This window comes from Pseudomonas sp. UBA7500 (assembly GCF_002478435.1).
In the GTDB taxonomy this organism is placed as follows: domain Bacteria; phylum Pseudomonadota; class Gammaproteobacteria; order Pseudomonadales; family Pseudomonadaceae; genus Aquipseudomonas; species Aquipseudomonas palmensis.
On record NZ_DLNW01000047.1, the window covers coordinates 174,556 to 195,889 of the forward strand.

Here is a 21,334-nt window from a genome sequence, read left to right on the forward strand (position 1 = left end):
ATGACTTCCAAAGAACCGTTCGATCACGGCAATCTTGATACCCTGCCCGCTTCGCTCCCTGCCTCTGTGGACTTGATTGATCACATCGACGACTGGTTAGAGTACCTGGTCAAGCTCGTCGAGATGACAGATGACCAGAAAACCCGCAAAAAGTATGAGCGGCAAATCAAGTACCTTGTCAGGTTCCGCTGTGGGGCCAATTGCAACGTCGCCCATAACATCATTCTGGCCAAGTATTACCTTGCACCGGGGGACGAAAGTGCTACAAGGGACACGTCGAGCGGCACGAGTGAAAAGTCTCAGGCTGCGCTTGAGATCGCCGAGATGGGGTTGTCTGCCTCGATGGCCATTCATGCGACTTCACCCGTGCAGCCCTGCTATCTCAAGGACGCCTATGCCTACTCCCAGATCCAGAAAGCACTCGCTTGCGAGGACATCTTCTTCTTGCAGGGCCCGCCTGGTACCGGCAAAACAACCGCAATCGTTGAGATCATCCTTCAGACGCTGCAAAGTAAGCCCGATGCACGGATCCTGATCACTTCAGAAACCCACGTCGCGGTCGACAACGCACTGGATCGTTTGACAGAACACTTGTCCGACACGGAGTTGGCCATGGTGATGCGATACCCGCGCTTCATGGTAGCGACCCTGGAGAACCCCAAGGCCAGTGAGGTGCAAGCGTTCGATCGGGCAGATGCAGTATGGCGTCAGGCGCTGACGGCAGCGCCACTGCTGACCGAGCGGCTGTGGCATAAGCTGGATCGGGGGCGCAAGAAAGATGATGGGTCAGACGACCTGCCTCGCTGGCTGGTTCGCAACCTGGCTGATCGTCATCAGATTATTGGTGTGACCTGCAATCAGATTGACCACTTCATGGACAAGGACAGCGGCATGTTCGATCTGGCCATTGTCGATGAGTGCTCCAAAGCCACGATGCCCGAGTGGTTGATGGCACTGATTGTCGCTCGCAAGTGCGTCCTGGTCGGCGATCACAAACAGCTGCCGCCAACCTTCTGCCAAGAAGAGTCCGAAGCGCTTTCCGAGCTTGGAGGAGCCCAAGAAAAGCTGATCAGAGACGGCGTCATCGAGAGAATTTTTGACAATTTTCCAGCCAGGATGAAAGGCACCTTGCTCAAGCAATACAGAATGCTGCCAGAGATCGGCACCTTCATCTCTCAGCATTTCTATAACAATGGGCTCGATCACAGTCGTACCAAAGGCAACGGTCTGTTCGAGCATTTCGCCTGGTTGACCTATGACTCCAGGAACTACAACGTTCCTCCTGAACGCGGGAATGATCGGAAAACGCTGATCAATAACCGCGAGATCCAGATCATCGTTGATCGTCTGGCGCTCATGCACGAGCAGATTCGTGAGGCGAAAGCCGCGGAGTTAGGCGAAGGGGCATTCAGCACCGATGAACAACGTGAGGTGTTCTTTGATCAGAAAAGGCGCTTGAGCGTGGCGGTCATCACGCCCTATCGGGCCCAATGCAAGCAGCTCCGCCGCGCGTTGGGTAGCCTCGACTTCGCCCAGCACCTGACGATTGAAGTGGATACCGTGGATGCATTTCAGGGCCGACAAGCTGACGTAGTGTTCTTTTCGTTTGTGCGAACAGTCGGGCCCGCAACGTTCTATGCAGATGATCGTCGCATGAACGTCGCCATCTCAAGGGCACGTGACTGTGTCTATCTGGTAGGTAGCATCGACTACATCAGAAGTAAGAGGCTTCCGGCACTGACAGCACTTGCAGGGAGGCCGGTACTTTCCAAGGCTGGGTGATCAACCGAAGCTGGATCTTGGCGCTCCCGGCCCTGCGTGGTCGGGATCGTCACCTCGGAGAGCTAAAGAGGTCTGGGAACAGGAACAGCGTCCAATCAGGGCGCTGTCCGGACGCTCTAACGCCTAGCGCACGCGCTTTAAACGATACTTGGCATACTTCTTTGCTTCAGTATGGAAATTGACGCTGCGCTCGACGTCCAGTTGATGAATTTCTCTTTCCTCAATGCTCAACTCAGAGTCGACAACCACCTTGCCGCTTGGACTGAAGCCAAAGATGCCTGCATCCATCAGTCGGTGCAAAGATGCTGTCAGAAGGATGCTGTTATAGGGATCAGTCAGGGCTGGATCATCATCCTCGCAATCCGACACCGGCTTGAGGTGTGCCGCCTCCAGTGCCAGGGTAGAACCCGAAATGGCGCAGCGTCGCCCCCAAAGCGCGTAAGCAGCCAGACTGAATGAAGCTTGGAAGTTTCGGGCGCGTGTCGAACGCTCAGTGAAGTTATTGCCAGCACCAAATCCTGCTAACCCCGTTGCCCGAAGATTCAACACCTTGCCTTTGGCGTGAGCCTGACCCAGGCCTTCGAGCTCCTCGACGCTGACTTCGAGCCACCCTCGCACAGCCATCAATTGGTTTGGACGGCTGCTGCCATCTCGCCATCGTGCTCTTGCCTGAGTTTCAGGCTCTTCCGCCCCCACCTTGCCAACGATGAAAATCTCTCTCTCATTAGCCAGAGTGGCTTCTTGTATCCCAATCAGAGCTGAGAAGTAGTCGCTGATTTCAGAGCGGGCCTTGTAGCCCCACTTATAGGCCCCGGCGAAGCCTTTCCAGGGGAGAAAGCACCAGCCGGGGAAGGTCGAGTATCGACCCACAGGCACGAATACAGTCGTATCGCCTGCGTGATAAACCTTCGGTTCGTCCGCAAGCCGTTTCCAAACGCCAACTCCCAGTCCCGCTTCCTGCTTTGAGGTGTTCATGTGTAGAACGCAACCCCTTTTGGTACCAGTGTAGTGGTAATTCAATATCTCGAAGACGAAATTATACAGGCGGTACCTTCGGTTGCGTGACCGTTCAGAATCGTCGGGCTTCAAGCTCCAGGCAAGCTTTCCAGGTACGGTAGTGCTTCCAGCTCAACCCCAGCCTGCTCCGCTATGCGCGAAACCCGAGACAGGTCTGCAAGCCACACCAGGAACAGTGGGGCTTGATGGATATAGGCCTGATTGCCGGACAGGCGCTTCTTGCGATCGACATCTTGAACGGCGACGACACTCCAGACCTGGAGATTGGAAGATGTCGATGCGGACTGGGCAGCTGCGACCAGGGTCTCGATCGTGCCGTCAGGCAAGGGTTGATCAGTGAACGCCCGGACACTTCAACGTCCTCGCTGGGCTTGGTCAACGAGCCTAACGCCAATCAGCGCCAGACCTATGCTACGCGCTAGGCCAGTCATGCGTCCCCACAGTCGGAGCCGGAGACTGTGCTTCCCTACTCTGTTCGATTCCAGGCGTTCGATCTTGGTGATCAGCCTTGCGATCCCAGTTCGAGCTCTCTGCCGGCGTCCTTTCCTTCGCATCCGCTGCTCTCCGAATTGATCAAGCTTGGGCCATTCCGTTAGGTGAGTCAGGATGGTCAACGTACACCACTCGTTGGTGCAACATGAAATCTGGTTACATAGCGCCAGCGCCATTATCAACTTATCAGGTAATGATCGAGCCATCGATGGCCATGATGGATCTGAACGCCACGCCATGAGCCTCGAACCCCAGCTTTGTCCATTCTGACCTGTAATCTAGGCAATCATGATGATGTCCATGCACGACCATCCTTGCGCCAATTCCCTGGGCGAGCTCATCGATCTCTGAAAAGCCGTGCGGGTGGCAGCTCGGAGCCTCGTGACAAACCAAAATGTCCGCCTTCTCCATCGCAAGAGAGAAGTAGTCGTCCGGGTAGATTGCAGAAAGCGCGTGCTGCTTCTTCGTTGCTACGATGTCTTCGTGCTGAGGTCTGAGCGCGAGGCATTCGAGAAAGTCCCCGTAATTTTGGATGCCGGTATCACGGCTGCCTGGTAGCCAGGCTTGCGACTCAAACGTGCCACCGAGTCCCGCTATACGATGGCCAGCAATCTCCACTACCCTGCCATGCAGGCTGCGATCAGCGAGGCCGCAGCCATGGAGGTTATGCCAGTAGTCCGGACGATCGCTTTCATGGTTGCCGTGAATGAACCAGATCTCAGTGATGTCGAGGATCGGGCGCAGGATCATATCCAGGGGCAAGCTGCATTCGAGGTCACCTAGGAAGACGACTGCTTCGGGACGGTGAAGCTTCACCAGCCTGATCACATGATCAAAGCGCCCATGAACATCACCCAAAAACCAAATCACTCGTTTCCCTCATGCAATCGTAGCCAATGATGATGCCGCACCGGCACAGTGAAGCCGGACTAATAGAGCGACTCGCCCAAGGCACCGGATTTGTGAAGCTGGTAGTCGACCACTGTCTGGTAGAGATGGTCTGCCTCAAGGCGCAGCCGTTCAGTTTCAGCTAAAGGTCGACTGTCGATGGCAAGCCTTGCCCGGCGTCGGCGTCCATTCCTTCTTATCCACTGGTCTCCCAAAAAATGACCTGGTTACGGCGTAGCGTGATCGAAGGAATAGTTACCGTACACGACGCAAAAAACCACGGCTACCTACCAGGTCGATGGCGAGCTCTCACTCAACCTCGCTTCGCCAGCGGTCGAGTACGCTTCGTGGTGCAGTACTGCCTGCTGGGGCAGCCGCCGATCTACCTTTGCAGGTCGGTCAAGGGATGGATAACCGACGGGGCATCCTGTCGTTCCAAAGGACTATTACTGCCCTGCTCCGGGCCTGCAGCGCTCTGAGCTGCACGACTCAGCGCCAGCTGCTCTTGCATCCATTGCCCTGCCAATTTGAATTCTTGCATCATGTCCACGAACTCTTTGTCAGTTAGAACCCTGGGAATATCTGGCCTCAAGGGGCGTCTCCAAGCAACGAACCGGTTGGGAGCAGAATACTTGATTTTCAGACCGGCATCGCTTCCGCTGCCCGAACCTACAAAGGCACTTTGGTGATCTAAGTTCCTGCTCCGCCCTGGACATAATCAAACGTCCAGTCAGCAAGACCCTCGCAGCCATGAGCCAGATAGTCTGGTGGTGTTACTACTCTTGGATCAGTCCCTACTGACAGTGCGGCAAGCCCTGCACCTTGGGCTGATGGGAGTAAGCCGTCCCACCAGGAAATAAGGACTGATGAGCTCAGTGGGCGGTCGTGGTCAATTGATGCTCATCAGGTACTCGGCTAACCGACTCTTCAAGCGTTCACGCTCCCTACCGGCGGCACTCGATTCGATCGCGGCTTCAATCTCGGGCACCGCAAGCGCGCAGGGGATACTGGCCAGAATGTCGAAACGATGCTCGTGGAATTCGTAGCGGTACTTCGACTGGTTAGGCTTCAGATTACTGAATGCTCGGTCAATCCACTCCAAAGCAGCATCAAAATTCCCTATCTGATATTCAGCGAGCGCCATGAGCCGCTGTGCAAAGGGGTTAGTATCCAAGTCGTGACGAAGTATCAGCAAGTCCTTGGCTTCTTGTGGTCTTCGCATCAGAAGCAGCAGTTCAGCGTGGCGTTGACTGTGAAAGCTGTTAGGCGGGAGTGACTCGAAGAGGCGGAGAGATTCTGCTCTCTGTGACTCCGCAGAGTCGACCGCGATGCGTGACACCTCTAATTGAGTGTCAGCCCAGGCAAATCTATCCCCCGGAAGGGGTAGATCATCGATCACGTGAGCAGGAATTGCTGTAACCAGCCGGATTAGAAACTCCGGAGCTTCTTTGGAGAGAAATCTGCATACGGAAGACATCGTCTGAAGAGCTTGGGAGATCCCCAGTTCTGCGGTCTCAACGAGCATCCGCGTGATAAGAGCCTCATGCGGCATGATCAAGTCAGACCGGCGCAGCCAGGTAGCCAGCTCAACCGCTGCAAAAAATACTGAGTGTGAGACCAGTCCACTGGCGTCTGCGTCAGTCAAAATCTTCTTGGCGATATCGGCTGCACGTTCCTGATCAGCTAAATCCCCATTTTTGAGCAGGCGCATGATCTGTATTTCAGTTTCCGGCAGAGGATGAGGCCCTGCTTTCACTTTATCGAAAATGGCCAGTGCCTCAGCCACGCGGCTCAGCCGTACCAGGGCTTTTGCCTTGTGGTGCTGGATTTCTGATTGCTGCTTGATGGTCAGCCCTTTCGCAATGGCCAGCTTATCAAAGACCTCGAACCGTTGATCAAGCATCTGCTTTGCATGGCTCAGCGAAGTATTCTTGTCGTGAAGATATAGCTTCTCGACCGTCTCCATCAAAGCCATCGTTGCGATAGGTGAAGCCTTCTTGACGCCTTTGCTGAGTAGCTCAGCATCCTGCAACGGATTTCCCAATAGCTCTGGTCGCACCTTCGAAGGTGCCCACGTAGAGAGCATGGAGTAGATGAAAGCAGGCCGGCAGTCGCCGTCCTCAACCAGTCGCTCAATCTTGGCGCGTAGGCTGAGTGCTGCAGACCAAAACGCAAGATCGGTGCGGAGTGCCGCAGCCCCCATGTAGTCGTCGAACTTGTTGGTGATCTGCTCTCGATTGGACTGAGTCCACCAGTGTTGGCCAGCGAGGCTAGCGTACACAATATCGTGCAGCCTCAAGAGTCCCGGCCTGGTCGGAGCAGTAAGGCCATACTTTCGCAATGTCCTTACCTGTCCGGGAGCGGAAAGCGTCATCACGAGCTTTGCGTCCACTTGAGGAACGCCCGCCCACTCAAAGACCGCAAGCCCCAGTTCAGAGGCACTGCGTAACCGACCGAGAAGCCGCTCTGCCAAGGCGTGACCATCTGATTCGAGTGCGCCTGGCATTTGGCAATCCAGCTCGATCTCAGCCCAGGTCGCGCCCTCACAAACCGCCGCGTTTAGCAGGCTGATGGTAAGGGGATGTCCCCCTACAGACTGCCATATCTTGTCCCATGTCAGTGAAGGACAGTCTGTTACGTTGCGCGTTAGCAATTGGTGCGCATCGGATTCGGACATCAGGGGAATTTCATGAGCGCTGGCTGTAACCGCTCTGCGTGTCAGCAGCACGTGGGAATCCGGGCCGCACAGCGATGAAAGGAGTTTTGGATCAAGCGTATCGTTGGCATCATCAATGATGACCAAGCATGGACGACTTTTTAGCAGCCCAGCTACGTTCCACATTTCTCCCATCCGTGTGATAGATACGGCTTGGAGATCCTCCACCCTTCCGATATCGCTTCCTGAAAGCCAAAGTACCGTTTGGTAATTTTGCCTGTTACGGTGCGCATAAGCGGCCGCCGCATCGGATTTACCACTCCCTCCCAGGCCTGCTAAAACTACGCACCTGTGCGCCTGAAAGAGGTCATCGAGCAAGCCGTCAACTTCTGGCCTAGGGATCCGAAGTGGGTCTGGCTGAGGCACAAGCGCCTGTGCGGCTTCTTCCTCGGAGAATCTTGCCAGAGACGGAAGGTAATGGCTAAGCCTGTGTACTGCCTCCTCACTGTCCAGAGCGTGATCGATGATCACGGCGGCAATTTCGGCCGCTCCTAAGACTTTGAGGGAGCGACCGGCCATTTCAGGCCAGCCCAGCACAGAGGTTTCAAAGGCCTGCGAGATCTGAGGGGCTTTGTTGGCGCCAGCGAGCAAGTAGATCTCTTTGGCGTGTGGGGCTTTTGTGAGTGCATGGCGCACATCCGACTGTGCTTTGACCATGGGCGACGCGAAGTACTTATCCAGAGCCGAGTACTCTGCCGCATAGAAGCCGTCTGGTGAAACTCCATCAACCACACCAGGGACAGCAAATCCTTTTAGATTGATCCCTTGAGTGTTAACGGGGACATTCAAAGCCAGATTCAGCACGAGCCCCCCGAAAGCCTCGAAGGTTGGGCCTATACAGCCAATTTCACTGGAGAGCCTGCTGACATAATGAGCGCGCTTGTAGGGATCCATCTTACCCATCTTCCTCAAAAATCACCCTGAGCTGGCGGGCGTACGGAGCGCTGACACAGGACTTCAGCGCGAGTGATTACGCTTGGCGAGGTCGACCCAGAGCATTCCAGGCGACTCGAACGAAATGCTATCTGGCATCACTGAGGAACACTAGGCCGGATCACCGCATTGTTAGCGTCTAACCGGTCGACCTCGGATCACCATGTCTGCCAGCATCGTGTACCGCTCAGTAGGTAGGGAAAAGTTTGCTGCACGCAGCCTACGCCCTAATCAGTAGCCCGGAAGCTTGGCGCCGCCTGCAGGTACCATCGCTCGCTTCACAGGTCGCGCCATGGGTATTTGGCCTAATATTGATCGAACCCAGAGGCTTCGCCTCGCTACATGAGCTACCTGCAAGCGCCTGCCCTGGCGCTTGCCTGGACAGAGCTATGGAACCAGACCACGCAGTCGTACAACGCCTGCTAGGCGTCATCGTCAAGGCGGCCCAGTCTACTCAGACCACCGATCTGGAGTATGCAGGGCTGCTGGACGAGGCGAGTGCGTTGCTCTGGTACATGAAGCCTGACGTTGCCCCGCTGCCCCTGACCACCCTCAAGCGCTACATCATGCACTTCCCACTTGAGCACTGGCTGAACGAGGAGGCCCGGGCAGGCTTTACAGGAATGCTGCAAACCGGCGGAGCCGCTAGCCTGCTCTGTGATGAAATTTTGATGGAGCTCGATCCGGCCAAGGGCTGGGAACAAGTCCAAGCCATCATGCTGCAGATACGTGACCTCTGCCGAAACCGCGAGCAGGGTGAACAGGAGTATCCGGTCATTCGCCGATTCATGGTCGAGCATGGCATGGCCGACATCGATCAGAGCCTCGACTTTCTTGTGCCTATTGGCGTTGGTTTCACCGCGCTTTTCGAGCCAATTCCACTCCACAGTCAGCTCGATGGCCAGATCTACCTGTGTCCTTCCTGCGGTTGGCCGATGCGCCTCGATCAGCAGCACGTGCGTTGTGGTGCGCAGTGGTGCTGGCATCACGTCGGTTCTTTCGAATGGCGTGATGCGGGTCTGGTCAGCGCTAGATCCACAAGGGTAGTCGAACCGCGTTCGGTCGATAACAACTACCGACTCAAGACCGGGTTATGGAAGTTCACACTGGTACCAGGGCTGCTTGAGCTCAACCTACTCCAGCGCCTCACAAAGCTGGGCCTACAACCAACGTTGTGGCCAGGGGTCGACAAGGCAGACATTCGCTTTGTCGTAGGATCTGAAGAGATCGAGATCGACGCCAAGGTATGGGCGTCATCCACCCTGCTCTGTGATCATCTTGCGAACTTACCAGCGCGGCCGCTTTGGATCGTCATACCTGACTACCAGGCTTCGCATCTCCAGTCGCTCAGGGAAGCTTGTCCGAAGCATGTGATTGTAATGACGCAGACCCAGTGCATCCGGAAGGCATCGAAATTATGCCAACGCTGAGCCTAACAGCGACACGACTGTGTCTCGCCCTGACAGCCAAGCACCTCGGCCCTACCCCGACGCTCATGGATGCCGTGACATTCACGTCCGGCCGCCATTATGTCTGGAACAAATGGGATACCCTTACACCCGAGGAACGCGCGCCCTTCATTGCACTGATCAAGCACAGGCCCAGTGCGCTCGCACACACCGGACGCTTCATTGCCTTAGCATCTAAGGTGCTCCTTGCACCTCGCTCACCGCTACAGGCCTCGCCTGACATCGAAAGTCCTTTGCGCCTCCGCGAGACAGATACCTTTTTTGTGAAAGACGGCATCGATCTGGACGGCATGATTGCCGAGTTGGAGGCCCTGATCAGTCGCCCTCTACCTGCCCCCACTAAAGTTTCGCTACCAGATTCAGGCCCGATTGAACTAAGGGCACCTCAAAACCATGGCTTCAGACGGTTCATCATCCCGGAAGCGTTTCGGGAAGCCTTCGATCCCAATCCAGAGCCTCTGGAGTTCCAGGATGCACCCGCCGCACCGGTCATGGAGTGGGAGCGCATGTCGCTTTATGAACTAGCCACAAGGCTTGATGAAGCAGCCCAACAAAACCCAGGCTCAGGCCTACACCACCTTCATCGTGAATCGCTGCGCAAGATCGTTCAGCAGGCTGATTCGGTAACCGCCGACTCGGGGACGTTTTACCGCGTTAACGCACCAACAGGTTCGGGAAAGACCGTGGTCATGGGGTTGATGACCCTTCACACTGCCATCAACGGACAGCGGGTAGTGATCGCGGTGCCCACACTGACCGATGTGCGAAATATGGTGGAAGCGCTGAAAGCTGCCGCTGCTGTTGTAGCTCCTGGGCTGGTGATTGCTCCTCTGCACTCGCAACTTCAAATCGCCAAGCAAGGTCAGCACTACCTCAACCATGACAGGGATGATCACCCCTACGACTACCGCTGCCTGTTGGACGTATTTGCTACGGACGAGAAGAAGTCAAAGCGCGACGAAGAGCCTTGCTTCAACTTGGTGATTCCTGGGATCCCAGGGGATGATGGTCGGGAAACATCCAAACGGCTAGCCCAGTGCCCATTTTTAAACCGATGCGGCAAGCAAACCATGCTTGACCAAGCGTTACACGCAAACATCGTTGTGGTGAACCACCACGCACTAATCTCCAGTACCACACGCATTCCTCTCCAGGGATGCGCCAGCGGCACACGCAGTATCCTTGAACTGCTACTTCGAACCTCTCCTCTGTTTCTGATCGACGAAATCGACGGGCTTCTACAAAGCGCCATTGACACCAGCGTGTTTGGGCTATCGCTGAGCAATCAGGGCGAAAAAAGCGCACTGGCCTCACTAAACATGGAGATCTTTCACCGCGATAGCATCCCTGAGTTGGACGATGCGACGGTGTTCCGCGCGCAGCGGGCTGCAACGGCGTGCATCCTGAACACAACCCGTCTGCTGATGCTCACCCGCGAGAACGTCGAGTGGCCGTACAGGGAAACAACCTGGGAGCGCGCCGATGATGCCTTCATCGCATCAACGCTGGGAATCGATCCCGATGACGTCGACAGCATTTGTGGTTTTGGAGATCGTCCTGTCCCGGCGGCACTCAAAGAGATGCCAGATTTGCTCCGTTACTTTTCCAGGAACGATGCAGAACCAAGCCCGGACTCCATTGCCTACGACATTGGTGCGCTGATCCAGCACCTAGTAACCCGTAAGCTCCTAGCGAAGTCACTGAACGATGATGGTGTGCTGCGGCTCAAGTCGGCATTGATCCTGCGCGCGAGCCTGCATTACATCGAAGATAGCCTGCGCACCTTGCATGTTGATGTTCCCCTGTTGGCCAGGGCAAAGCTCAGCCATGCTATGACCGTCCAGCAAGAAATGTCCGGGTCAACCCCATTCAGCCCCACCCCGTTTGGGCCGTTGCAACGGGTGGTCTACGGTTTCAAGCGCAAGCAATCCGGCCCTTCTAGCTGGACACTGCAAGTGGTGGCCTTGCGAGGAGATCCCCACAGGACGTTGCAGTACTTGCCCAACCTGACATCCGAGATATTCGCCGGCGTGCCGCGAACGTTCATAGGCTTTTCGGCTACCGCGTTCTTTCCAGGTGCCAGCTGCTTTGATCTCGACGCAAAAAACCTCATTGATGTGCCAGATGAAACTGGAAATATTCGATTTGAGGACGTCAATGTCACGGTGGCAGTTTCGGGCTCTCAGCTTCATGAGCGGCTGAGAAATGTACGACGCCTCGGCCAAGAATTGTGGCCTTGGGTCGACGCGAAATTGGCCGGCCTCAAGCTTGACCCTAAAACTAAAGGCCGCGCACGCCTGCTTTTGGTGACGGGGAGCCATGATGAAGCCGAAGAGCTGGCCTCCACCCTCCACGAGATTGCTGACCGACAGCGCGTTGTCGCCTGGGCCCGCAGCGGCAAGAAGGAAGACAAGCAGACCAGGCTACCGAGCCACCAGAAGATGACTTACGACGACCTAGTTGATTTCGCCAGAGGCCCCTATGCGCACATAGATATCTTGGTCAGCTCGATCTACCCCATGGCGCGGGGTCACAACATAGTCAACAACGATGGGAAATCGGCCTTCGGCGCCGTGGTCGTATGCGTGCGACCCATGCCTTCCTCAGATCAGCCGGCTAACAACCTTGCGCACGTTGGCTACACGATCGGGCAGCGAATCGTTCCAGGTGACCGGCCAGGCGTGATCCTCATTCAGGAAAGGACACTCTCGAACCGGGTGTTGAACGAGATCCGGCTATCCCGGCCAACCTTCAGCCAGCAACCAGAGGAGATTCGCTATTACACAGTCATGAATGTCTTGGTGATGCTCACCCAGTTCGTGGGCCGCGCAAGACGGGGCGGTACCAACGTCACATGCTACCTAGCGGACGCCGCTTTCTTTGACAACAGCAGAACCTGGGCTGATTTGCTTCAAGAGACGATACGCAAGCTCAAGCATGACGGGAAGTGGGAGGCCTTCTCCCGTCACCATGCTGGGCTTGTGGAAGCGATGAACTTGTACATTGCACAACCTCGACATAGGCGTGATGAGCATGCAGCTTCGGACGAATCTGTTCCATTTTGACCCGGAGCTACTTGCGCCGGTCTACCAACTGATGTCAACGCCTGAGTACCGCCAAGCGTGGCGTACTTTGAGGAGTTTCACACCCGACAAAACCCCATCGACTCGCACCTTGGAAAGTATGCTGGCCGTGATGTCTGGTGGCCCTGCCTGGGTAAACCCGTATGCGGATGACCGGCCCGACATCCCTGCGATCGCACTTCTCCGCCCGCTTGAATATCATCGGATCTGCGAGGCGATCCAGGTATGGTCTTCCGGCCTGTTCGACAACGCGAAAAGTCTGGATCGTGAAGCCTATAAACGCCTGGTACCTTCTGAAGCGACTGAGCTCTATGCAGGATCCCTGATTGGCCCCGATCGCCAAGCAGCTCCAGCCTACGCCGTTATCCCATGGATGGTCACCCAGGCTATGGCTGCAGCACCAATGCAGTCCTCCATCCCGCTCGACCTCATACTCAGCACTGACGCCACGCTTTTGGCCTGGGAGCGGCCAATCACCTATCAATACCGCTCACGAGCCGCGTGGGCCATGCATGCAGTAAATGCACAACTGTTACTTGTGAACCGACGCCCCCTTCCCTACATCGCAATCAACGTTCACTTGAGCCATCTGTTGCCCCAATGGCGACACCCCACGAAGTCGGCCTGGCTGCGCACTTCGACGGGCGTATCCAAGCTGCCAATTCATATCCTCCCTAAGAAGGACGATCACTTCCCTACCGTATACACGTCTGATGCTCCGCGCTTGCTGGAGCAGATGGGGTTTGAGGCATTTCCGCCCCTGGGCGGTGATTCCATTCCTGTTGATAGCCTCCTGCGGCCGATCCATACGCATGTGCCCGCTGGATGGCCGGTTGGCAAAGGCACAGGGCCGTTGTTCCTGGATCAGGCCTGCTTCCATTTGCTCCATACGGTACCGGGCACCCGCCCTATGCTGGCCAATCGGGTTGCAGCTCAGTTGCGAGCGGTTAAGCCATCTCGTTCGTTCGAGCCGCATCCCGTGATGAAAGTGGCGGTCGTGACCGCCCATACCGACACGATGAGCCGGGTGCTTTACGCCTATGAGCGCCTTGGAGAAGTCAGCAAAGTGTTCGCGGAGCTGGCAGTCCCTTCGGTTGAGCTCACGCAAATCGCCTGCCCTGGTGCGCTGCAGGCACTGTGCACATCCACGATGGCCAACGACGTTGAGGTCTGGTTCCACCAACATCTGCTTCCACGGCTGCAAACGCTCATGCCGGATGTGGCCATCATCGAGACGTCGGCAGAAGCGACACGCAAGCAGGATGCCGACCCCAAGCACATTCTCCGAACGTTGTGCGCACAGCATGGCATCCCCACCCAGTTCATCATGCACATCACCGAGGACGAAGACACTGAAGAACCGGAGGGTATCGAGTCGACGGACTATCCCGCTATAAATGGTCTCATCGATGCGCTAAGGGGTGGTGGTTTCGTCCCTTCGCCTCTCGCACGCTCTCCTGGAATTCCTGATGAGATGACCGTGCTCAGCACCTATTTCGTCGAGATCCGTACGCCCAGTCCAGCAAAGTACTTGCCTGTGATCACCCGTACCCGGGTGGGCGACAGGCATCTGGAAGTGTACTGGCCAGATAAGGACAACGACGGTGTCCCAAAATGGTTCAGTTACCGTGAGGGGCTCTGCCGAATACATGCCACTGCGAAGCTCATGACGAAACAGGAGGCGCAACAACTCGTCGCTAAAGCACTACTTGCCCCAACACCCGTAGCGGGTGCGCCTCTGCTCGTCGCAGTGAGTGCGACACTCAAGCGGCTTTATCCCGGCTTGAACGATGGCCCAGGAGAAGGCTTGCCAAACGTCCCTGCCGACGCATTCCTTGTGCGTATCCGGGCAGACGACCAGACAGCCCAAATGTCTGGCGACCATACCGACTCACCCGATGCTGCCAAGTACATCGGCACCCGGCTCGGAGTGTTCCAGGCTGAAGATCATGACCGCTTGAATTACTTTGTCTCTTACACCAAGCACTACAACCGAGTGAAGTCTCAGCGTAAGAACACCCGGTACGATATCCATGGATCCAAGCTCAAGGATCCTTGGCAGCAATTGGGCGTGACAGAAATGGTCACGATTCACGAAGGCAATTTCGCCACCTCAGATGCGATCGCCAGACAAATCGGGCTGTGGTGCAAAAATGCCCCTTTGTGGGACGGACATACCCGTTTCCCTTCGCCCATGCATGCAGCCAAGCAGATAGCGCTTGATCACCCCGTCGTGGAGCGCCGGCGCTAGTTACACAGGCATGTAGTGTCTACTGAAGGCCTTGGGAGTCGCGTGCGCCTCGTCCGTGTCTTATCGGAATTATCTGGTTTGACGCATTCGACCTACCGCTATGCCGATGGGCTTGAGCGGGCAGGAATACAGTCTTGGTTAAGGGCGCCTGCGGTGGCGATTTGCAGGTACTCCTACGCCTGGAATTTGTGGCTCGTCCCAGGGGCTGCTCAGAAGGCTCCCTGCTCTCCAGAAATCGCCCTTTGTCTGTAAACGTCCGGCGAACTCACCTTCCGGACTCCAGCATTAAGGGCGATGGTGTCCGCGTATTTTTAAGCGGGCGCGATCACCCTTATCGCCAGGATCTCCATGCGCTAACGAAACTCTTTCCGAAACCATTCAAAGCTCAAGTCGTTCAGGAATGCCTGCAACCTGGCGCAACCGTGTCCAGTGTCGCCATCAGCCACGGCATCAATGCCAACGTTATCCGCAAATGGATGCCGCTCTATCGAAATCAGCCCGCAGCGGCTTCACTACCGGCATGTTTGGTATCTGTATCGCGAATAGGTTTGAGCACTATCGCGCCGTTAACCAATTCGATGCTCAGCAAATCACCGATACCGACGCTCATTGCTGCAAGGACATCTGGCGGGAGATCAATGATAACGTCCCCGCTGCCGTCGCCTGGATCCTGGCACGTTACAGTCGTCCGCACTGATTTAGTCATTAAACACCCTCACTCCAGACGCTGCTGGTGCACTGAATTGATATCTGAAGCTTATCATTCGACCTGCCTAGGCAGGGGGCATAATCTGGGGATTCTGAAGGTGTATTCGCCAGACGCTTACCTTTGTCTGATGCTCCTGTCGCCCGCGTTGCCTAAGGCGGTCAAGCTTCATCTGCAGTTCAACTTGCGTAGACTCGCTACCAGGCGCTAGCTGATTTCATCATGCCTCGCATCGGTTTCCCCTTCACCAGCTAGTTCGGGGCTTTCGCTGAGCGACATGGCTTGCTTGGCTTCTGCAAGCTGCTGGGCCAGCTCCGCTGAAGTCGCTTGAAGCTGAATGACATGGGCGTTGGCAGTCTCCGCCTCTCTGCGCGCGAGCACCAAGTGCTCCTGAAGCATCTCCTTCGCGCCCTCAGCTCGGGCAGCAGCCATGTTTGCGACGCCCAGATCACCTTCCAGGCGCCTCAGGGAGTCCTGAGTCTGGTGTAAAAGCTTGTTGTTCTGCCTTGCCTCTCCCAGCAATCGTTCGTTGTCACGAATGAGCCGAGATTGCTCATCCTGGCGCACCATCAAGGTTTGTTGGAGTTGCAGCGATTCGTGCTGCAACTGCTGAAGCTGTGTTTCGTGACGACGCTGATCTTGTTCGCGTTGCTCCTTGATCGCATTGCGATAGTGCTCCATGGCATCACGAGCATGTGCATGCTTCTCCTCCAGCGATCGCACTAGCTCCTCCTTCTCCTGCACACGCAACTCGAAGTCAGCACAGCTTTGGCTGATACGCGCATTGCGGTTGAGCTCCGCCTGTAACGATGACTGCGAAGTCTTCAGCTCCTCTGCCTGGCTTAACAGCACGGCATCGCGGCTTGCGGTCTCTTGCTGAGCCTTCTTGAGCTCATCTTCAAGAACCTCGATCTGCCTATTAAGCGCATCCACGCTCTGTTGATGTGAGATGCGCTCCTCAACCAGCACAGCATTGCTCTCTTCCAGTAGTCGCTTCTTCAGCTGAGCGACAAAGCCGGTGAGTTCATCGCTCAGTCGCGTCGGGTCGGACTGAGGGCGTGGATCTGCAGCCTCCAGCTCCTGCAGATACCGGGAAATCGTGGTTTTGGAGCCGGTATTCCCGAGCTCAACCCGCACGGCGTCGATGCTCGGGTTAAGGCCGCGCGCCAGCAGCGCGCTACGCGCTTTCTGCACAAGAGCTTTGTTAATACCACCGCGAGCCATGCCCATCTCCTACGATTTCGTACCGCGTTACATGTCATGTATTTACATCCCATATTAAGCCATTTCTTGCTCCAGAAAAATAGTAATAAAAAGAGTAAATAATGGAGTGTTATGTGTTCTTAGCGCTCAAAATGCCTCAGAATCGTGTCCAGAGCACGTACGAATGGCAGGAAAAGGCAGATGGACAAGGCGCAGCGGTATCTCACGGCAGGTACACGTGAAAACACCCGCAAAAGCTATCGGGCAGCCATCGAGCATTTCGAGGTGACGTGGGGAGGCTTTCTGCCGGCGACGGCGGAAGGAATCGTTCGCTATCTTGCGGAGTACGCGGACTCGCTGGCGCTCAGCACCCTGCGCCAGCGCCTGGCTGCGCTCGCCCAATGGCATATCAGTCAGGGCTTTCCCGACCCGACCAAGGCTCCCCATGTGCGGCAGATGCTCAAGGGCATACGCGTGGTGCACCCCGCCAAACAGAAGCAGGCTGCCCCTCTTCAGCTTCGCCACCTTGAGAAGGCGGTCAACTGGCTGAATAGCAAGGCGGGTGAAGCGATCGAATCTGGAGACTATCGATCATTGATGAGGTGCCGGCGCGATGCAGCTTTGTTACTCATCGGGTTTTGGCGTGGCTTCCGAAGTGACGAACTCGCTCGCCTTCAGATCGAGGATACGCAGGCAGAGGCTGGCATTGGCATCACTTTTTACCTGCCGTACACCAAAGCGGATCGCACACACCAAGGCGCTACATTCCACACTCCTGCCCTCAAGAAGCTGTGCCCGGTCGAGGCATATATCAACTGGATCACCGTAGCTGGTGCTTCCAAGGGCCCTGTCTTCCGAAAGCTCGATCGATGGGGGAATCTCTCTGAAAGCGGGCTCAAGGCGAGCAGCTTCATTCCTCTGCTCAGGCGCATCCTAGAAGACGCTGGGATACCTGCCCAGGCCTATAGCAGTCACTCAATGCGGCGCGGCTTTGCGACCTGGGCATCTGCGAATGGCTGGGATATTAAAGGTCTGATGAGCTATGTCGGCTGGAAGGACATGAAGTCTGCACTGAGGTACGTTGATGCGAGCAATTCTTTCGGTGGCCTGGCGGCCACCAGCGCCGGCGAGATCGGCCGTGATCGTTAGATTTGAGGCAGAGACTTCATTTTGACCAACTCCTCTTCAGCCGCTCGCAGCTCTGCGGTCACGCCTGACCACATGACTACCAATGTCGAAATTTTCTCACGGCTCGCCTTCAGTTCGTCCCCAAGCTCCGCAAGCTCGCTTTCGAGGAAGTCGCAGCGTTGCTCCAGGAGCTCCTCGCGACTGAAAAACGGTTCTATCGGCTTGTCTTCGATGTGGTCATGCATACGCCATGAGCCCCAAAAGTGAATGGAGTACAAATGTTCTCCTCGCAGGATAAATTCATACACTGTATATTTCAACAGTACCCTGTCGGGCAGAGATCAGAATGCTTGGCCGTTGACTGGGATCTGGCGTCACCTCTGCCTCGTCGACAAGACGCTAAAGCAGCCAGTGAGTGTCAGGCCTCAGGCAAAAAATGATGCGTAAGAGTTGTCTCGAAGCGAGGGAAGCCTCATGGCACTGAAATCGTCATTTGCCGTCGTATTGCGTGCACTGCGCATCAAGCGACACATAACACAGCGTGATTTTGCAGACACAACCAGTAGGACATACCTTTCCAAGCTGGAAAGCGGCAAATCCAGTATCACCCTGGACAAGCTGGAGCAGCTCAGCGAACGGCTTGAACTCTCTCCCTTGGCACTCCTTGCCTTGACGGTGAGCGAAGAGACTGGAGAGCCCGCCGTCAGGCTGGTCGCAAAGCTGCATGATGAAATCCGTGCGCTGGCGAAAGATGGTGGGTTGCCTGGACTAAAAGCGCTGACGGCTGTCCCAGAGCTCCCCCATCGCCAACCTAGCTCGATACGAGCCCCTGGCCAACCCACCGGTCGTCTCGCAAAAGCTGCTGAGGCCGGTCAAGTGGAGTTGCCCCTTTGAGCTTGCCCTAGGTCGCTGTAAGGCGCTTATCACTGATAGCCGCGCCAGTGCTCTTCAATTTGCCAAAGCGGTCGACCATTCATCGCGAGACGAATGCTGCCGATTACCTCTTGGTATTGATCCGCATCGAATTTTGACCACCGGCGTTTCCGAGCGAGCGCCCAGGTCTTTTTGCGCCCTCCCACATCGTTCTTGTACAGCTCATCAAGCAGTAAGCTGTCGATCGGTGGATGGAGCTCAACCACACGCTCATGCATCTCCAGGCCGCCGCATACGAAGGCCCCTTTCAAGTAGACGTTGATTAGCTTTGCGGCCACTCCATGACCAAATCCCGTGAGGCCATGGGCAGTTGCTGCTTCGATAGCGGTCTCGCACCAGAGTTTATGGGAGGCGTCCATCTCTGTGCTGGAAGGTAGCAAGTCCGCATTTAATAAGAGATGGTGTAGTCCAACGACCTCGATGATGCGCTTGCCTGTATTGACATCAAACCGGCAGGTCTTCGTACTCGCTGCACGGCTGGCAGCCCATGCTGAGTAGCGATGCTTGTGTTCCAGAATGCAGTATTTCGCCATCTTCTTTCCCTTTGTGCCGCAGCAAGCTGTAGAGGCTTGATCTGCCGCTTGATTGCCATTGCCTGGAGGATACGCGGAGGCCATCGTTACGGCAGGATGAGTGCTTTGCCGGCAATCTACGGCCCCCTGAGAGCGGCCAGCTCTCAGGGAATTGCGAACGTGTCGTAGTGGTGACCGATTTCTGCCGCTTAAATACCGGCTAATACCCACCACGTCTGATTGACCGGTAGCAATCAGGTTCCCAGGATCGCCCGCCCCAGGAACGAAAGACATGAGGCTCACTCGGGGGTGCCACAATGAGAACGTTTCGCGGACATTGGAGTGCCAGATAGCTTCGGGGATGCGGTCTTTCCAAGGTTGCCGCATTGTGCTCTGCTAACACGCTTGCACCAAGAGGATCCGCAACTCGTGAAGTCATTTATCGACCGAAACCCGAAAGAAAAGGCCGTGGAAGCTGCGTTCACAGCCCTTGCGCTTAACAGCTATGTGAGTCAGCGTCCCGATCCTGCAGACGACGTATTTGTAGTGGTTGAGAGGTTGAAACGAAAAATCAGCCAATCCAGCCCGCCCCCTACCCCGCCTGATTCAGAGCAGCGCTGCAACTGAGCGAACGGCTTGAGCTCTCCTCCCTGGCTCTGCTCGCTTTGACGGTTAGTGATGAAACCGGTGAGCCGGCGGCATCGCTAGTCGACAAGTTAGGGGTTGAGCTACGCGAACTGGCCCGCGGTGGAGGCGTGCATGGCTTTAAGGCATTGATACCCGCTCCCGAAGTACCTACATCTCCAGTCAGGATGCAGCATCGATCCTCCAAGCCAACTGCAGGGCAAACAGAGCTGCCCTTCTAGATTTGTACCTTACAGTTCCCGGAGAAAGCTTTCTCTGGGCTGTTAGCCTGGCTCGCACAGCGAACGACTACCGCCGCTACGTGGACGCGACCAACTCATTTGGTGGTCTAGCTGCATACAACGCAGGAGAAATCGAGCTTGATCACTAGCTTCGAGTGTGAGGGGCGCGTTGACCTTGATCAGCAAGCCAAGCGCTTACAGCATTTGATGAGCAAATTCCGCATCTAATATTTGCACGAAGAAGCGCCCAGGGCTGTAAAGCCTCACCTGCCACAAAAAGCCCGAAGCATTTGGAAAACAGTCCCGGTCAAGATTTCGTGGATATGCGCTGACACAGGACTAACCTGTTATGCAGCAAGACCAAGACGGGGCAATCCATGAGTGATATTGATGAGTTTCTGAACGCTCTGGATGAGCTAGGCACGCTGCACCAGGAGGCGGTGCTGGCCACTGTCGTAAAAGTTGAAGGTTCAGCCTACCGACGCCCCGGCGCACGCATGCTTATCCCTCAGTTCGGTAATCCCGTAGGCACTGTCAGCGGAGGATGCCTCGAAAGCGACTTGGCCAGAAAGGCCTGGTGGTTAACGGAGCAAGGGCAGCCGGTGATTCGTACCTACAGGACAGGGATTCCAGGAGATGATGCTGGAGAGGAAGAGGAGCTGGCTTTTGGGCTGGGCTGCAATGGCACAGTGCATATCCTGCTGGAGCGGATCCGGGCCGAACAGCCCCCGGTCAGTGGCGATCCTAGCCACGTCGATTTGGCAGCTACAACGCACTTTTTAGCACCTCTCTATTGACGAAAAATCAAGCGTTTAGGTGGATGTTTTTGAGGTGGTGCTATGGCCGCACTGGGTCAGTGCGTGAGCCTCAGTAGCAATCGCTCACTGTATAAAGGGTGCCATCCGCTGCGTGATTGGAGGATCAGCAGCTCTAAGCGCGGACAAACAGAATCAGGCAAATCGAGAGCAGTACTCGACTAACCTCGGCGGCGGCCCCAGCCGTAGTCTGAACCCATGCAGAAACACACCTGCACCGGGTTAACCAGATGACGCTGATCTGAACGACCCGGCCTCAAATCCTCGATTAGACCGGAGTCATCGCCATGAAAACTGTTAGCCAAATGATCGCTGCCGCTACCTTCGTTTTGAGCGCTACCGCATTCGCTGTAACGAGCCAGCAGGACGCACGCTTCGCTGCTCCAACCGCTGCGCATCAACAAACCATCGCCGAAGATGGTTCGGATCGCACCCCAGGCTTCAAGGTCGCTGAAGGTGGCTCGGATCGCACTCCTGGATTCAAGGTCGCGGAAGGCGGTTCGGATCGCACTCCTGGATTCAAGGTCGCAGAAGGCGGCT

Annotated in this window: 14 protein-coding genes and 2 pseudogenes; 8 read left to right on the top strand and 8 right to left on the bottom strand. The window is 55.9% G+C overall.

The features are described from left to right. A complete protein-coding gene (locus B4I46_RS19900; protein WP_286901477.1) occupies positions 1-1,782 on the top strand; it encodes a DEAD/DEAH box helicase in 1,782 nt (593 codons plus the stop codon). 123 nt (positions 1,783-1,905) lie between these two features. Here B4I46_RS19900 and B4I46_RS19905 read toward each other — a convergent pair whose 3' ends face one another. From B4I46_RS19905 to B4I46_RS19920, 4 genes and pseudogenes are all read right to left on the bottom strand, one after another. After that, entirely contained in the window at positions 1,906-2,757 is an 852-nt protein-coding gene (locus B4I46_RS19905; protein ID WP_286901479.1) for an HNH endonuclease signature motif containing protein, read from the bottom strand. Between the two features lie 110 nt (positions 2,758-2,867). Further along, positions 2,868-3,140: pseudogene (locus tag B4I46_RS19910) on the bottom strand (nitroreductase family protein); the annotation flags it as partial. A gap of 337 nt (positions 3,141-3,477) precedes the next feature. After that, positions 3,478-4,161 (bottom strand): metallophosphoesterase family protein, encoded by a 684-nt coding sequence (locus B4I46_RS19915; RefSeq protein WP_286901480.1) that lies wholly within the window; start codon positions 4,159-4,161, stop codon positions 3,478-3,480. 907 nt (positions 4,162-5,068) lie between these two features. Continuing rightward, the gene (locus tag B4I46_RS19920) at positions 5,069-7,789 is read right to left on the bottom strand and encodes an ATP-binding protein (protein WP_286901482.1); all 2,721 of its coding nucleotides are present in this window, start codon (positions 7,787-7,789) and stop codon (positions 5,069-5,071) included. Between the two features lie 428 nt (positions 7,790-8,217). Between B4I46_RS19920 and B4I46_RS19925 the strand changes: the two genes are divergently transcribed. From B4I46_RS19925 to B4I46_RS19935, 3 genes are read left to right on the top strand one after another with little or no spacing between them, the layout of a single operon-like run. Then, a complete protein-coding gene (locus B4I46_RS19925) occupies positions 8,218-9,258 on the top strand; it encodes a hypothetical protein (protein ID WP_286901483.1) in 1,041 nt (346 codons plus the stop codon). Further along, a complete protein-coding gene (locus tag B4I46_RS19930; RefSeq protein ID WP_286901484.1) occupies positions 9,246-12,362 on the top strand; it encodes a hypothetical protein in 3,117 nt (1,038 codons plus the stop codon). Before B4I46_RS19925 ends, B4I46_RS19930 begins: the two co-directional genes overlap by 13 nt. Next, the gene (locus B4I46_RS19935; protein WP_286901485.1) at positions 12,301-14,631 is read left to right on the top strand and encodes an RNaseH domain-containing protein; all 2,331 of its coding nucleotides are present in this window, start codon (positions 12,301-12,303) and stop codon (positions 14,629-14,631) included. Before B4I46_RS19930 ends, B4I46_RS19935 begins: the two co-directional genes overlap by 62 nt. 493 nt (positions 14,632-15,124) lie before the next feature. Here B4I46_RS19935 and B4I46_RS19940 read toward each other — a convergent pair whose 3' ends face one another. Together B4I46_RS19940 and B4I46_RS19945 are read right to left on the bottom strand one after the other, a co-directional pair. Further along, complete coding sequence (locus B4I46_RS19940; protein WP_286901486.1) at positions 15,125-15,337, bottom strand: AbrB/MazE/SpoVT family DNA-binding domain-containing protein; 213 nt, start codon at positions 15,335-15,337, stop codon at positions 15,125-15,127. 207 nt (positions 15,338-15,544) lie between these two features. After that, positions 15,545-16,561 (bottom strand): DNA-binding protein, encoded by a 1,017-nt coding sequence (locus B4I46_RS19945; RefSeq protein ID WP_286901488.1) that lies wholly within the window; start codon positions 16,559-16,561, stop codon positions 15,545-15,547. 180 nt (positions 16,562-16,741) lie between these two features. On the opposite strand from B4I46_RS19945, the gene B4I46_RS19950 reads away from it, so the two are divergent. Beyond that, entirely contained in the window at positions 16,742-17,689 is a 948-nt protein-coding gene (locus B4I46_RS19950; RefSeq protein ID WP_286901489.1) for a site-specific integrase, read from the top strand. Here the strand turns inward: B4I46_RS19950 and B4I46_RS19955 are convergent. Continuing rightward, on the bottom strand, positions 17,686-17,913 hold the full coding sequence (locus B4I46_RS19955; RefSeq protein WP_286901491.1) for a hypothetical protein: 228 nt from the start codon (positions 17,911-17,913) through the stop codon (positions 17,686-17,688). The two genes, B4I46_RS19950 and B4I46_RS19955, sit on opposite strands and share 4 nt — an antisense overlap. A gap of 229 nt (positions 17,914-18,142) precedes the next feature. On the opposite strand from B4I46_RS19955, the gene B4I46_RS19960 reads away from it, so the two are divergent. Beyond that, positions 18,143-18,562, top strand: coding sequence for a helix-turn-helix domain-containing protein (locus tag B4I46_RS19960; RefSeq protein WP_286901492.1), 420 nt, complete (start codon positions 18,143-18,145; stop codon positions 18,560-18,562). 29 nt (positions 18,563-18,591) lie between these two features. On the opposite strand, the gene B4I46_RS19965 is transcribed toward B4I46_RS19960, so the two are convergent. Beyond that, a complete protein-coding gene (locus B4I46_RS19965) occupies positions 18,592-19,134 on the bottom strand; it encodes a hypothetical protein (RefSeq protein ID WP_286901493.1) in 543 nt (180 codons plus the stop codon). Between the two features lie 1,222 nt (positions 19,135-20,356). Here B4I46_RS19965 and B4I46_RS19970 point away from each other — a divergent pair. Both B4I46_RS19970 and B4I46_RS19975 read left to right on the top strand, forming a co-directional pair. After that, complete coding sequence (locus B4I46_RS19970) at positions 20,357-20,776, top strand: XdhC family protein (protein ID WP_376787180.1); 420 nt, start codon at positions 20,357-20,359, stop codon at positions 20,774-20,776. A 305-nt stretch (positions 20,777-21,081) separates the two neighbouring features. Further along, a pseudogene (locus B4I46_RS19975) lies at positions 21,082-21,334 on the top strand (hypothetical protein); the annotation flags it as partial.

Coding starts and splice junctions, on each gene's coding strand:
- B4I46_RS19940 (WP_286901486.1), bottom strand. CDS start 15,337: ATGACTAAATCAGTGCGGACGACTGTAACGTGCCAGGATCCAGGCGAC.
- B4I46_RS19905 (WP_286901479.1), bottom strand. CDS start 2,757: ATGAACACCTCAAAGCAGGAAGCGGGACTGGGAGTTGGCGTTTGGAAA.
- B4I46_RS19950 (WP_286901489.1), top strand. CDS start 16,742: ATGGACAAGGCGCAGCGGTATCTCACGGCAGGTACACGTGAAAACACC.
- B4I46_RS19925 (WP_286901483.1), top strand. CDS start 8,218: ATGGAACCAGACCACGCAGTCGTACAACGCCTGCTAGGCGTCATCGTC.
- B4I46_RS19955 (WP_286901491.1), bottom strand. CDS start 17,913: ATGCATGACCACATCGAAGACAAGCCGATAGAACCGTTTTTCAGTCGC.
- B4I46_RS19970 (WP_376787180.1), top strand. CDS start 20,357: ATGAGTGATATTGATGAGTTTCTGAACGCTCTGGATGAGCTAGGCACG.
- B4I46_RS19965 (WP_286901493.1), bottom strand. CDS start 19,134: ATGGCGAAATACTGCATTCTGGAACACAAGCATCGCTACTCAGCATGG.
- B4I46_RS19930 (WP_286901484.1), top strand. CDS start 9,246: ATGCCAACGCTGAGCCTAACAGCGACACGACTGTGTCTCGCCCTGACA.
- B4I46_RS19920 (WP_286901482.1), bottom strand. CDS start 7,789: ATGGATCCCTACAAGCGCGCTCATTATGTCAGCAGGCTCTCCAGTGAA.
- B4I46_RS19945 (WP_286901488.1), bottom strand. CDS start 16,561: ATGGCTCGCGGTGGTATTAACAAAGCTCTTGTGCAGAAAGCGCGTAGC.
- B4I46_RS19900 (WP_286901477.1), top strand. CDS start 1: ATGACTTCCAAAGAACCGTTCGATCACGGCAATCTTGATACCCTGCCC.
- B4I46_RS19960 (WP_286901492.1), top strand. CDS start 18,143: ATGGCACTGAAATCGTCATTTGCCGTCGTATTGCGTGCACTGCGCATC.